This window comes from Streptomyces humidus (assembly GCF_014649655.1).
Lineage (GTDB): Bacteria > Actinomycetota > Actinomycetes > Streptomycetales > Streptomycetaceae > Streptomyces > Streptomyces humidus.
Genome location: NZ_BMTL01000027.1, coordinates 95,994 through 108,580, shown reverse-complemented (window position 1 = coordinate 108,580; position 12,587 = coordinate 95,994). Strand labels below are relative to the sequence as shown.

At 75.1% G+C, this 12,587-nt stretch carries 11 protein-coding genes; 6 read left to right on the top strand and 5 right to left on the bottom strand.

From position 1 onward, the window contains the following. Positions 1–70 precede the first annotated feature (70 nt). Together IE239_RS28760 and IE239_RS28755 are read left to right on the top strand one after the other, a co-directional pair. The gene (locus IE239_RS28760) at positions 71–2,266 is read left to right on the top strand and encodes a DUF4139 domain-containing protein (protein WP_190152327.1); all 2,196 of its coding nucleotides are present in this window, start codon (positions 71–73) and stop codon (positions 2,264–2,266) included. Between the two features lie 8 nt (positions 2,267–2,274). After that, the gene (locus IE239_RS28755) at positions 2,275–3,834 is read left to right on the top strand and encodes a mucoidy inhibitor MuiA family protein (RefSeq protein WP_190152326.1); all 1,560 of its coding nucleotides are present in this window, start codon (positions 2,275–2,277) and stop codon (positions 3,832–3,834) included. Between the two features lie 207 nt (positions 3,835–4,041). Here IE239_RS28755 and IE239_RS28750 read toward each other — a convergent pair whose 3' ends face one another. Genes IE239_RS28750 through IE239_RS28740 form a run of 3 tightly spaced genes read right to left on the bottom strand, consistent with a single transcriptional unit; the run spans position 4,042 to position 7,511 of the window. After that, on the bottom strand, positions 4,042–4,467 hold the full coding sequence (locus IE239_RS28750) for a DUF6003 family protein (RefSeq protein WP_190152325.1): 426 nt from the start codon (positions 4,465–4,467) through the stop codon (positions 4,042–4,044). A 57-nt stretch (positions 4,468–4,524) separates the two neighbouring features. Continuing rightward, positions 4,525–6,150: an alpha/beta hydrolase gene (locus tag IE239_RS28745; protein ID WP_190152324.1), complete on the bottom strand. Its 1,626-nt coding sequence runs from the start codon at positions 6,148–6,150 to the stop codon at positions 4,525–4,527. Further along, positions 6,147–7,511 carry a serine hydrolase domain-containing protein gene (locus tag IE239_RS28740; protein WP_190152323.1) on the bottom strand — a complete coding sequence of 455 codons (1,365 nt, stop codon included), beginning with the start codon at positions 7,509–7,511 and terminating at the stop codon, positions 6,147–6,149. Before IE239_RS28740 ends, IE239_RS28745 begins: the two co-directional genes overlap by 4 nt. A gap of 195 nt (positions 7,512–7,706) precedes the next feature. Between IE239_RS28740 and IE239_RS28735 the strand changes: the two genes are divergently transcribed. Further along, on the top strand, positions 7,707–8,189 hold the full coding sequence (locus IE239_RS28735; protein ID WP_190152322.1) for an SRPBCC family protein: 483 nt from the start codon (positions 7,707–7,709) through the stop codon (positions 8,187–8,189). 230 nt (positions 8,190–8,419) lie between these two features. Here IE239_RS28735 and IE239_RS28730 read toward each other — a convergent pair whose 3' ends face one another. Both IE239_RS28730 and IE239_RS28725 read right to left on the bottom strand, forming a co-directional pair. Then, positions 8,420–8,851, bottom strand: coding sequence for a DUF2267 domain-containing protein (locus IE239_RS28730; RefSeq protein WP_229878367.1), 432 nt, complete (start codon positions 8,849–8,851; stop codon positions 8,420–8,422). Positions 8,852–8,974: 123 nt separating this feature from the next. Further along, entirely contained in the window at positions 8,975–9,409 is a 435-nt protein-coding gene (locus tag IE239_RS28725) for an Hsp20/alpha crystallin family protein (RefSeq protein ID WP_190152321.1), read from the bottom strand. Positions 9,410–9,541: 132 nt separating this feature from the next. Between IE239_RS28725 and IE239_RS28720 the strand changes: the two genes are divergently transcribed. The 3 genes from IE239_RS28720 to ppk2 all read left to right on the top strand — a co-directional run bounded on the left by IE239_RS28720 (position 9,542) and on the right by ppk2 (position 12,276). Then, positions 9,542–10,246: a type III effector protein gene (locus IE239_RS28720; protein WP_190152320.1), complete on the top strand. Its 705-nt coding sequence runs from the start codon at positions 9,542–9,544 to the stop codon at positions 10,244–10,246. 175 nt (positions 10,247–10,421) lie between these two features. Next, positions 10,422–11,282, top strand: coding sequence for an oxygenase MpaB family protein (locus IE239_RS28715; protein WP_190152319.1), 861 nt, complete (start codon positions 10,422–10,424; stop codon positions 11,280–11,282). Positions 11,283–11,472: 190 nt separating this feature from the next. Further along, entirely contained in the window at positions 11,473–12,276 is an 804-nt protein-coding gene (gene ppk2 / locus IE239_RS28710) for a polyphosphate kinase 2 (protein ID WP_190152318.1), read from the top strand. Positions 12,277–12,587 lie beyond the last annotated feature (311 nt).

The following is a 12,587-nucleotide window of genomic DNA, read 5'->3' as shown; positions in this document are numbered from 1 at the left end:
TCCGTCCGCGCGCGGCCGAAGGCCCCCGAGTAGGCTTCCCCTCCAACCGGCGTGACGGGGGACGGAGCACATGACGGCTGAGACGGCACAGCGGTGGGGGTCGGCCCTCGACGCGGTCGTGGTGTACGCGCAAGGGGCGCTCTGCCGCCGGCTGGCCCGGGGCGCCGTGCCACCGGACGGCCGTGTCCGGGTGACGGGACTGCCCCGCTCGCTGGACCCGGGATCTCTGCGGGCCCGTGTCACGGGCGCCCGTGCGGTGCGCGTCGTCGAGGCGCGCGTGGAGGTCGAGGCCGAGCCGCTCGACGCCGCCGCGTCCGACGCGTTGCGACGCGAGGTCGAGCGGCTGCGCGAGCAGTGGGCGGCGGCGCAGGGCCGCCGGGACCGGCAACTGGGTCTGATCGAGGAGGTCAGGGCTCTGCGCCCGGTCCCGCCCACGCGCAGACGCGAGGACCCGCACCGCCGCACTCCCGTGGACGCGTGGCTGGGACTCGCCGCGTTCGTCGACGAGCGGCTGACCCGGCTGCACTCCCGTCTCATCGAGCTGGAGGAGGCGCTGGAGCGCGCCGAGCACGCGTTCCTGGTCGCCTCCGACCGGCTCGACCGCGCCTCCACCGACGCACCGCCCGCACAGGTGCGGACGACGGTCTCGGCGGTCCTGACCTTCGACGTCTCTGCCGGCCCGACCGCGGAGGCCGGAGCCGGGGGAAGCGGGCGGGCCGAGGCAGGAGCGGGGTCCGAGGCAGAGGCACATGCAGAGGTGGAGGTGGAGGTCGAGTACGCGGTGCCGGGCGCTGTGTGGGCGCCGGCCTACCGTCTCACCCACCGTCAGGGCGAGGGCAGCGGCCGTCTGGTGCTGAGGGCCGCCGTCGCCCAGCGCACCGGCGAGGACTGGACCGGCGTGCGCATCGCCCTGGCCACCGCCGACCTGCGGCGCCGTACCGACCTGCCCGCACTTCGTTCGATGCGCATCGGACGCCGTCAGCCCTCCCCCGCGCCGTCCGGCTGGCGCGAGCCGCCGACGGGTCTGGACGACCTGTTCGCCGGGTACGACGGGGCAGGCGTCCGCACCGGCCGGGGCGGAGCCGCCGCGCCCGGCGGCGACGCCATGGCCGCAGGCGACGGCCTGCCGCTCACCGTGGGGGCGCCGGCCGGTTACGGCCCTCCCCCCTCCGTGCCGCTCCCCGGGGGCGCCCAGCCCAAGGCCTTCACCGGCGGCTCGGCCGACCTCGCGGCGCCGCCCCGCTCCCGGCCGGGGCCGGGCGGCGGGGAGCGTCTGCGGACCGGCCCGGTGCCACCGACGGCCCCCGCGGTCATGGCCTCCGCCGTCATGGCGCCCGCGGCCTACGGCCGGGCGGCGCCGCCGCCTCCCCCCGCACCCGCGGCGCCCGGCTCGGCGGCGCCGCAGGGCGCGCCGCCGCCGGTGTCCGGTCCGCCGCAGCCGAGCGCCGCCGAGCTCGACTACCCCGCGCTCGTCCTGAGCGGCCCGGAGGAGCAGGGGAGCCGTCGTGGCCGGCTGTTCCCCGACACCCCCTACGATCCGGTGGCGGCCGAGCACCGCCGCCGCGCCGAGGCGGTGGCCGCGCTGCCGCTGCCCGGCCACGCCGTGCCGCCCCGGGTGTCGGCCGGTTCCTTCGACCACCGTTTCGACGCCGTCGCCCGCGCCGACATCCCCTCGGACGGCGCCTGGCACACCGTCACCGTCGGCGAGATCACGGTCGGACTGCGCACCGAGTACCTCTGCGTGCCGTCCGTGGAGCAGACGGTGTACGGGACGCTGCTCCTCTCCCACTCCACCGACCAGGCGCTGCTGGCCGGGCCGGTGGAGGTCGTCGTCGGGGACGAGTTCCTGCTGACCGCCGCGCTGCCCACGCTCGCCCCGGGCGGTGTGTGCCGGGTGGGGCTCGGACCGGCCGAGGGCATCCGGGTCACCCGCCGCACCACGGTGCACGAGTCGACCTCGGGGCTGCGCAACTCCACCACCGTGCTCGATCACCGCGTCCATGTGGAGCTGGCCAACCGCCTCGCCGGACCGGTCACCGTTGAGGTCCGCGAACGGGTCCCCGTCACCTCCGACGCGGACGTGCGCATCGAGGAACGGGCCGACTGGTCGAAGCCCCGCGACGACGCCGACGCGGAGCACCACACCCCCGGCGCCCGCGTCTGGCGGGTGGAGCTGCCCGCCGGCGGCGTCACCGCCCTCGACGGCGGCTACGAGATCCGCATCCCGTCCGCCAGAGCCCTGGCCGGCGGCAACCGCAGGAGCTGACACAGCCCATGTCCACGGCACCGGAGCCGATTCCTCTCCCCGTCACCGCCGTCACCTGTCTGGAGGACCGCGCGCACGTCGAACGCAGCACCGAGCTCGCCCTCGCGGCCGGAGTCCAGCGGCTGCGGCTGGGGCCGGTCAGCGCGCTGACCGTCGACCGTACGCTGCACGCCGAACTGACCGCCCCGCACCCGGCGACCGTGCTCGACGTGCGCATCGTGCGCACCTGGCAGCCGCGCGGGCCGCAGCCCTCCGACGACGAGTCCCCCCTGCGTCGCCGCATGAGGACCCTCGAAGCCGAGCTGGGGGCCCTGGGCCGGGAGCGCGACCGGCTGCAGACCCGGCTGGGCGTGCTCGGCCGGCTCGCCGCGGATCTGCTGCGGGAGATCGGCGAAGGCGCGGGCTCCGGGGAGAGCGAGGCGCCCCGCTGGCACCGCGAACTGGACCGGGTGGACGCCGAACGCGACACCCACGGCGAGCGACTGCGCGCCGCGGACGCCGAGTCGGCCGCCCTGAACGCCGAACTGGGCGAGATCCGGCGGGCCATGGACCTCGCGGGGGACGAACCGGCCGAGCTGATCGGCCACATCGAGCTGACCGTCGAGGCCGCGGCCGCCGGTCCGGCCGGGCTACGGCTGAGCCATCTCACACCGTGCGCGCTGTGGCGGCCCGTCTACCGGAGCGTGCTCGACGGCGACTCCCTCACGCTGGAGACCGACGCGATGGTCTGGCAGCGCACGGGCGAGGACTGGTCGGACGTGCGGTTGACGCTGTCGACGGCGCGCTCGGCACTGGCGACGGAGCCGCCCCGGCTGGGCGAGGACCGGCTGACGCTTCAGGACCGTTCCTCGGCGGAGCGCCGCACGGTCGACGTCGAGCTGCGCGAGGAGGACGTCTTCGGCCTCGGGCCGGCCCCGGTGCTCGGCCTGCCGGGGGTGGACGACGGCGGCGAGGTCCGGGTGCTGAGCGCCCCCGCGCCGGTCTCCGTGCCCGCCGACGGCCGTGCCCACCGGGTGCCGCTGTCCGCCTTCACCACGACCGCCGGCATCGAGTACGCCTGCGCACCCGAGCTGTCGCCGCTGGTCACCCAGGTGGTGCGGTTCGACAACCTGTCGGGCCACGCACTCCTCGCCGGCCCCGTCGACCTGGTCCGCCACAGCGGCTTCAGCGGCCGTGGCGCACTGGACTTCACCGCTCCGGGCGCCGCCGCCGAGCTCGCCTACGGCAGCCGCGACGACCACCGGATCACCCGGCAGACCGAGGAGACCCGCGACACCTCCGCGCTCACCCAACGGACCCTGATCACCCGCACGGTACGGCTTCACCTGTCCAGGTTCTCCACCCCCGGCGAACACGGCGACCAGACGGTCGTCCTGCGCGAGCGGATCCCGGTGTCCGAGGTCTCGGCGGTGCAGACACGCATACGGGAAGAGGCCTGCTCCCCCGCCCCCGACACGGTCGACGCGGACGGCATCGCCCGGTGGAACCTCGTCCTCCCACCCGGCGGCCGGCGCACGGTCACCCTGGTCTACGAGCTGTCGGCGAGCGCCAAAGTCACCGGGCTGTGACCCCGTCGGGCCGGCAGAGCGGACGTCGCCGGCAATGGCGTCCGCCCTGCCCGGGGCCGCGCCCGGGACACGGCGAGCGCTCCGCCGACGGCACGGGCCGGGCGGCGCGGGTCCGTTCGACGCGCCGACGGACGCCGGACGGTGCGGCGGCGACCGCGGAGCCTCACCCCTGAGCTTCTGCTCCGCTCCTGGCCGGGGCCGCCGCGGTCATCGTTCGGCCGCCGCCGTCACCGTCGTGGGATCCACGCCGGTCAGCTCCACGATGCGGTGCGGCGGCACGCCGGCGGCGAGCGCCCTCCCGATCAGGCCGTCCCTGCCGCCGGCACAGTCCCGGTAGGCGAGGAGTTCCTCCTCCAGGTCCGCGAGCGCCGCCGGGGCCGTCCGACAGCGCACACGGGACAGCTCCTCGTCGCTGAGCGGGACCGGCAGGCGTTCCGCTCCCTCCGGGACGGCCCCCCGCTCCTCCGGCGGCAGGAGGCGCAGGAGCGGCGACGTCGCCGAGCTTCCCTGGGCGGCGAGCCACGCCTGCACCGCGGGAGTGTCCATGCACGCGAGGTCGCCGACGGCTGACGGCGGGACGCCGAGCGTCGTGGTCGCGTCGTCGAGCAGGAACAGGTAGGCGTCGTCGGTCATGCTCACTCCTTCTCCGGGGAGACTCGCCCGCGTGGGGGGCGGCCGGTCGACGTCCCTCTACCCCGCCGCGGCGGAATCACCGTCCGGACGGGGCCCCGAACAGGTGATGTCCGCGGCCGGCAGCCTGCCCGTGCGCAGGTAGGCGTTGACCGTGCTGTCGGCGCAGTCGTCGCCGTACGCGCCGTAGACGCCGTGCCGGTCGGAGCCGGCGACGGTGACCAGACGCGAGCTGGCCCAGGCGCCGTGCATCGCGGTCGCCCCGGCATAGGTGGTGCGGGGGTCTCCCGTGGCGTTGACCATCAGGGCGGGGAAGTCGCGTCGCACCACGGTGGCTCGTTCGCGGGGCCGGTCCCAGAAGGCGCACGGGGTGATGTCGTGGGTGAACGGTCCCATCAGCGGGTGGCGTTCACGGCTGCGCCGGACGTCCCGCCAGTAAACCTCGGGGTCGCGCGGGGCGGGCACGTCACCGCAGAGGATCGCGGTCTGCACGCTGCCGTAGGCCGACCCGCCGGCGCCGCCCTTCAGCAGGAAGTCCAGAGCGCTCGCGAAGTCGGCGTCCGGTTCGGCGTGCCGCCCCCGCGCGGCCTGGTGCAGGGTGCGGACGGAGGACGCGAACGACCGTCGCGCTGCGTCCGTGTCGTCCGACAGACCGTTGAAGACGACGAACGGCACGGTGTGCACGTCGAGTCGGTAGGTCGCCGACGACCCGCCGCCGATCACCAGGGGCCGCTCGGCGGCGGTGCGCCGGATCCGGTCGACGGTGGCCAGGACTGCTTCACGGGTCGCGCCGAGGCCGTACTCGGCGTGGCGTTGCGCGGCCCAGGCGGCCCAGTGGCGCAGCGCCCGTTCGTTGGCGTCCTCGGTGCCGACGAGCAGCCGGGGGCTGTAGCGGGCCGGGTCGATCACTCCGTCGAGGACCATGCGGTCGGTGCGGCCGGGGAACATCGTGGCGTAGACCTCCCCGAGGTACGTGCCGTACGAGTAGCCCAGGTAGGAGATACGGCGCTCGCCGAGGACCGCGCGGACGACGTCCATGTCGCGGGCCGTGTCGCGGGTGGTGACGTACGGGAGCACGTCCGCGTTCGTCTTGCGGCACCGGTCGGCGAGGTCCCGGGCGAGGGCCGTCACGCGGGCGAAGCCGGCCCGGTCCTCGCCGGCCCAGCGGAACGGGCTGCCGGTGGGCCAGCCGCAGTCCAGCGGGGTGCTGCGGCCGACGAACCGGGGATCCATGCCCACGATGTCGTAGCGGCCGCCCACGTCCTTCATCGCGTCGCGCACCCAGGGCGGGTCGGCGACGGCCTGTCCGCCGGGGCCGCCCGTGTTGAGCAGGAGCGAGCCGACGCGGTGCGCGGTGTCGGCGGCCTTGATCCGCGAAACGGCGACGGTGATCGTGCGGCCGTCGGGGTGGGCGTAGTCGAGGGGCACGGTGACGTCGGCGCAGCGCGCCCCGGCCTTCTCCAGTTCCTGCCCGGCGGCGTCGCCCGGACCGAGGACGCAGCTCTTCCAGGTCGGCCGCTGGTGGTGGTAGCGGGCCAGGGCGTCGGCGGACGGCCGTCCGGACGCGGACGACGAGGAGGCGGCGGTGGTCGCCGAGGCGGCCGGAGTCGAGGGCTGGGGGGAAGCGGGCAGGACGGTCAGACCGGCGGTGGCGGTCAGGGCCAGCGCGGCGGCACGCAGGCTCATGCGGACTCCTGTGCGGTGTGGGGGATCCGGGCGGTGAGGGTTCGGGCGGCGGGGATCCGGGGGGCGGTGGGCGTGGCGTGCGCAGGGGCGGTGGAGGTGGGACCGGGCGGGGCGGTGGAGGCGGAATGCGGCGGGCGGCCTTCACACAGGGCCGCCTCGACCACGGCGCGGAAGTCCGCCTCGGCCTCTTCCGTGGCCGGCACCTCATTGAGCGCGACGGCCACGCGGCGCCCGCCGGGGCCCACCGCGCCGAGGGCGCGATGGCCGCCCGGCACGGTCCCCGCATGGCCCCACCACACCCCGCCGCAGGGCAGCGGGCTGGAGATCAGGCCGAGCCCGTACCTGGCGCCCGGCCAGAGGCGGTCCGCGTCGGCGGCCACCGTCCGTCGCATCTGCGCCATCAGCTCCGAGGGCAGCAGCCGGCCGTCGAGCAAGGCGCCGAAGAAACGTTCAAGGTCGGCCGGAGAGGAGACCAGCGCGCCGCCGACGCCGCCGAAGGTCATGTTCCAGTCGGTGCCGTCCGTGCGCACCGCGTCGGCGTCCGTATCCGCGTCGGATGCGTGATAGCTGTGCGAGTGCGGGCCTCGCAGGCGGGGGTCGTCGCCGGGCCAGTAGGTGTCGCGCAGGGCCAGCGGCCGGATGATGCGACGGGTGATCTCGGACTCGGCCGAGCGACCGGTGACCTCCTGGACGATCAGGCCGGCGACGAGGTAGTTGGTGGTCGCGTAGTGGAATCCGGAGCCGGGCCGCGTCCCGGGGGCCGGCAGGGTGAGCGCCCGCGCGATCAGCTCGCGCGGGGTGAAGTGGCGGTAACGCAGTCGCCCGGGGTGCTCCCACTCCGAGCCCTCGAGGTAGTCGGGCAGCCCGCTGGTGTGCTGGAGCAGCCGGCGCACCGTGATCTTCCGGCCGTCGTAGCCGTTGCTCGCGATCAGGCCGGGCAGATAGCGGGCCACGGGCGCGTCCAGGTCGACGCGGTGCTCGGCGGCCAGCTGGAGGACGGCCGTCGCGGTGAACGTCTTGGTGACGCTGCCGGCGCGGAGCCGGTCCTGGGCGTTCATGGGGCGGCCGGTGGCGAGATCGGCCGTTCCCGTCGCGTCGTTCCAGCGGCCGCAGACCGGATCGGTGACCTCGACGGCGGCCCCGGCGAGGCCGTCGTCCTCGGTCAGCGTGCGCAGCGTCCCGTGCAGGGCGGTGTGCGAGCCGCAGCCGGGTAACGCCGTTGGCGAGGCCGAGAGGCGCGGGGCGGAGGCGGGGGCGGGCCGGCCGGATGCGGCGGCCGGAACGGCGGCCGCCGCCAGCGCCAGCGCGGCGGCCAGAGCGGCCGTCGCCGTCGCCGTGCGCGGATGATTCAGAAGTCCCATGCAGTGTGACGCTAGGCTGCCCCGGTCCGTGAATCACTCCGGCCACCACCCCGGCTGTCGGTGGTGTCAGCACCACCCACAGCCGGTCGGGGCCTCTCCCCCGGCATGGGCGGACAGATCGGCTGTCTGCCGGTTGGTCTTCGCAGGGCCGGGCACTTGGCAGAGGACCGAGTCCCGGTGTCCTGGAGGTGTGGAGTGGCGGTACGGCATCGTCTGATCAAGGTGAGTCCGCGGACCGTGTGGGCCGTCCTCTCGGACGGCAGCCGCTATGCGGACTGGGTGGTCGGGACGTCGTCCTCCGAACCCGTGCGGGGACAGTGGCCGCAGGTCGGTGCGGCGATCGGCTACGCGGTGCGCCTCGGCCCGCTCAAGCTGACCAACGAGACCGTCGTCCGGCGTTGCGAGGAGGGCTCCGAGCTGGAGCTGGAGGCCCACGCGGGCGTACTGGGCACCGCGCGGATCGCCGTCGAGCTGCGCCCCTGGGGCGAACACTGTCTGGTGATCGTCGACGAACACCCGCTGCAGGGGGCGGGCGGGCGGTTCCACAACGCCGGTGCGGAGGCGGTGATCCAGCTGCGGCACCGCGCGATGCTGGCCCGGCTCGCCCGCGTCTGCGAGGAGCAGGACCGTGCCGAGCGGTCGGAACGCTTCCGCGAGCGCAGCACGGTCACACGCTGACCCGCCCCGAGGCCGATCCGCCCGCCCGGTCGGCCGGGCCGTCGGTCGAGCGGTCGCCGTCGGTCGAGCGGTCGGCCGTGCGCCGTCGGGGTTCGGCCGCCGGTCGGTGCGTGGCCCGGTGAGCCGGGCGATGCCTCGGCCGGGCGGGGTGCCCGAACCGGCGGGAGCCCGCGGCCGCCATGGCCGCGAGCTCCTCACCGGGTGCGGGTACGTCCACGTGCCCGCGCCGTTCAGGCCGCCTGGACGAGCTCGGCGCGGCCGAACAACAGGGCGTAACCGGAAGGGAGCCGGGCGAGGATCCGGCTGAGGAGCTCCTCGCCGGCGAGCTGGGCCACGACGCGCAGGACGGTGCCGGCGTCCCAGCGGGTGGTGGCGGCCGTGCCGCCGGTGCGGGACGCCAGGTCCTTGACGAAGCCCCAGCCGGTGAGGTCCTCCCCGGCGGGGATCTCGGAGGTGAGGACGCGGGCGGCCTCCTGCGGCAGCCGCGCCGCGAGTGCCACACGCTCGTCGCCGGTGATCTGACGCCCGAGGGCGGCCAGTACGGCACGCACGGACTCCTCGGCCCGTGCCCGGGTCGGATACGCGCCCTCGTACCGCACTCTCTCCAGCATCTGCTCGAACGTCATGCCGACGGCGGACGGGCGTTCCTGCAGCGAAAACATCGGTGACGCGGTTGCCTTTCTCGTCTGCGGTCCGCGGTGCGCGCGTCGGCGGCCGGGCTCGCCCGCCGGCCGCCGACGGCGCCCGTGGTCAGGGGTGGGGGTGGTGCGGTCCGCGGGGTCCGCTCAGCCGCTGATCTCCTTGTGCGCGGAACCGCCGCCGACGGTGACCTTGCGGGGCTTGGCGCGCTCGGCGATCGGGATGCGCAGGGTGAGGACACCGGCGTCGTAGTGCGCCTCGATGCGCTCGGTGTCCAGGGTGTCGGCCAGCACGACCTGCCGGGAGAAGACGCCCAGGGGACGCTCGGAGAGCTCCATCTGCACGTCGTCCGCCTTGGCGACGGGTCGCCGCTCGGCCTTGACGGTCAGCATGTTCCGCTCGACGTCGACGTCGATGGCGTCCGGCGAGACGCCGGGCAGGTCGAGGGCGATGACGTACTCCTCGCCCTCGCGGTAGGCGTCCATCGGCATCGCCGACGGCCGCGACCAGGTGCCGGGCGTGTGCAGGAGCTGCTGGGTGAGTCGGTCGAACTCACGGAACGGGTCGGTGCGCATCAACATCGGGGGACACCTCCAGTGTTCGGGCCAGGCACGTAGCTGCCAATGCGGTTCACCTGACACCCGTTGTAACATGTCATCGAAGTGATGACAAGTTGAATGTCGTCGAAGTGATGACAGTGTCCTGGAGGCTCCATGACCACCGACGATCAGGCCGTTCCCCGCGCCCGCGATCTCACCCCGGCCTCCTTCCTGGCCGCCGCGGCGCTCCGGACGATCCACGAGACCCTGCACACCGCCCGGACGTCCCCGGAGGGCGAGCAGCCGGGCGGAGAGCCGCCCGGCGCGGCCGGGACCGGATCAGAGCAGGCGCTCGCCGCGCTGCTGATGCTGCGCGAGGTACGCGACCAGCTCGCCGCATGGGAGCCGGGGCTGATCGAGGAGGCCCGCCAGGCGGGGGCCAGCTGGGCGGACCTCGCCCAGCCGCTCGGCGTCTCCAGCCGGCAGGCCGCCGAACGCCGCTACCTTCGCGTACGCCCCGGAAACCCCGGGTCCACGAGCGAGCAGCGGGTGCAGGCCACCCGCGACCGGCGCGCGGCCGACCGCACCGTCACCGCCTGGGCCCGCGCCAACGCGGCGGACCTGCGCCGGCTCGCCGGCCAGATCACCGCACTCGCCGACCTCCCGGCCGCCGCCCGGGCCCCGCTGGTCGAGCTCGGCACGGCCCTCGCTGCCGACGACGCCGCCGCCCTCGTCGGCCCCCTCACGGACACGCGGACGTATCTGTCGTCCGGCCACCCCGACCTCGCGGCCCGCGTCGACGACGTCGCACGCCACGCCGAGACGCTCCGCCGGACCAGCGGTGACCAGCGCCGAGGCCCTCGTCGGCCGGGTTCCTGAACGCCGCCTCGCCCGTGCACGGCCCGCGGCCACCCGGGTCCGGGCGGACATCGAGGACATCGAGGACACTGGACAGCAGAAGACCGGGCAGCAGAAGTGCCGGAACAGCACAGGAGCCGGAGAGCGGAAGACCGGGACTGCAGAAGACCGGGCAGCGGAAGAGGGGTGACCGACCGTGCTGACCAGCGTCCGCGACCAGCTGGGACAGGCCTTGTTCCGGCGTGTCGCCGGACCCGACGGACCGGCGAACCGCGCCCGCATCCACGACACCCCGGGCCCGCGGTGGTTCGGGCCGGACCGCCCGGTCCGCGTCGTCCACGGTGACGCCTCGATGTTCATCGGGGGTCTCAGCGCGCTCCTGCTGCAGTCCCTGCATCCGCTCGCCATGGCGGCGGTCGCCGGGCACTCGGGCTTCCGGGGCGACCCGTGGGGGCGGCTCCAGCGCACGAGCACCTTCCTGGCCGTCACGACGTACGGCACCGCCGAGGACGCCCAGCGGGCCGTCGACCACGTGCGCGGCATCCACGACCGGATCCGCGGGACGACGGCCGAGGGCGTGCCCTACCACGCGGCCGATCCCCATCTGCTCGGCTGGGTGCACGCGGCCGAGACGGACAGCTTCCTGCGCGCCCATGAGCGCTTCGGAGCCGCTCCGCTGGACGCCGGCGGCTACGACGGCTACGTCGCCGACACGGCCCGGGTCGCCGAGGCGCTGGGGGTGAGCGACCCGCCGCGCGACCGCCGTGAGCTGGCCGAGCGCCTGGCCGGCTACCGGCCCGAGCTCCGGGCCACGCCCGAGGCGCGGGCCGCCGCCCGGTTCCTGCTGCTCCGGCCCCCTGTGCCGCTCGCCGTACGGCCCTTCTACGGCGGGCTGGCCGCGAACGCCGTCGCCCTGCTCCCGCCCTGGGCCCGCGGCATGCTGTGGCTGCCCCGGGTGCCGGTCGTCGAAGGGCTCGCCGTACGCCCCACCGGACAGATGCTGACCCGGGCCATCCGCTGGGTCATGACCCCGCCGAGCCCCACCCGTCCGGTGTGAGCGCGAAACCGGACCCGCGGGGAGGGCCGGATCCGTCCCCGGGCGCGGGAGGACGCGGGCCGGCCGTGGCGGGCGCCGGGGTGCGCGGCGCCTCCTAGATCAGTACGGTGGCGTCCTGGTGTTCGAGCCCGGACCGGGGCGCGGACTCCGGAAGTCGGCGGCGTACGGATCATCGGGCGGTGGAGGCGGCATGGCCGGCAAGAAGGCGGCGACTCTGCCGCGCAGGGAGTACGAGAAGGAACTGCTGCGGCTGCAGACGGAGTTGGTGAGGCTGCAGGAGTGGGTGCGGGCGTCGGGCACCCGGATGGTGATCGTGTTCGAGGGGCGGGACGCGGCCGGCAAGGGCGGCACCATCAAGCGGGTCGCCGAGCACCTCAACCCTCGTGTGGCACGGATCGCGGCGCTGCCGAAGCCGACCGAGCGCGAGCGCACCCAGTGGTATTTCCAGCGGTACGTCGAGCACCTGCCGGCGGCCGGGGAGATCGTGCTGTTCGACCGGTCCTGGTACAACCGCGCCGGGGTCGAGCACGTGATGGGGTTCTGCTCGAAGGAGGAGCACCAGCTGTTCCTGCGTCAGTGCCCGATCTTCGAGCGCATGCTGGTCGAGGACGGTGTGCTGCTGCGCAAGTACTGGTTCTCGGTGAGCGACACCGAGCAGCAGGACCGCTTCCGGCGCAGGCTGGAGGACCCGTTGCGGCGCTGGAAGCTGTCGCCGATGGACCTGGAGTCGATCACCCACTGGGAGGCGTACTCGCGGGCCAAGGACGCGATGATGGTGCACACCGACATCTCGGAGGCGCCCTGGTTCGTCGTCGAGAGCGACGACAAGCGCCGGGCCCGGCTGAACATGATCGCGCATCTGCTGTCGACCGTGCCGTACCACGAGGTGCCGCCGCCCGTGCTGGAACTCCCGAAGCGGCCGGCGTCGACCGGCTACGAGCGCCCGCCGAGGGATCTGCAGACCTACGTCCCCGACCACGCGGCGAGCCTCTGAAGCACGGACCGCCGCGGATCACCGCTGGCCGGAGCCATCGGCCGACGCCACCGGCCGGCGCCGCCTGCACGGCTCCCCGGCGAGGAGGAGAATCGGGGCGTGAGGCGTCGACCCGCCGACGTGGGCGACCCACCCCGGCCGGCCGCGCCGGGCGAGGGCCTCGGGCGGGACCGGCCGGCGCCGGCCACGCGCAGTCACCGGGACTTCCGGGGCCGGTGACGGGGTGGGAAACGCCCGGTCGCCGGAACAGCCCCGGAACCGGGGCGGGTTCGCCGGCAACGCCGTCCGACGCGTGCCGGTGCTGCGTCCCG

Bases quoted from the DNA above. Each gene is read 5' to 3' on its own strand.
- IE239_RS28760 (WP_190152327.1), top strand. From the start codon at position 71: ATGACGGCTGAGACGGCACAGCGGTGGGGGTCGGCCCTCGACGCGGTC.
- IE239_RS28755 (WP_190152326.1), top strand. From the start codon at position 2,275: ATGTCCACGGCACCGGAGCCGATTCCTCTCCCCGTCACCGCCGTCACC.
- IE239_RS28750 (WP_190152325.1), bottom strand. From the start codon at position 4,467: ATGACCGACGACGCCTACCTGTTCCTGCTCGACGACGCGACCACGACG.
- IE239_RS28745 (WP_190152324.1), bottom strand. From the start codon at position 6,150: ATGAGCCTGCGTGCCGCCGCGCTGGCCCTGACCGCCACCGCCGGTCTG.
- IE239_RS28740 (WP_190152323.1), bottom strand. From the start codon at position 7,511: ATGGGACTTCTGAATCATCCGCGCACGGCGACGGCGACGGCCGCTCTG.
- IE239_RS28730 (WP_229878367.1), bottom strand. From the start codon at position 8,851: ATGTTTTCGCTGCAGGAACGCCCGTCCGCCGTCGGCATGACGTTCGAG.
- IE239_RS28725 (WP_190152321.1), bottom strand. From the start codon at position 9,409: ATGTTGATGCGCACCGACCCGTTCCGTGAGTTCGACCGACTCACCCAG.
- IE239_RS28720 (WP_190152320.1), top strand. From the start codon at position 9,542: ATGACCACCGACGATCAGGCCGTTCCCCGCGCCCGCGATCTCACCCCG.
- ppk2 (WP_190152318.1), top strand. From the start codon at position 11,473: ATGGCCGGCAAGAAGGCGGCGACTCTGCCGCGCAGGGAGTACGAGAAG.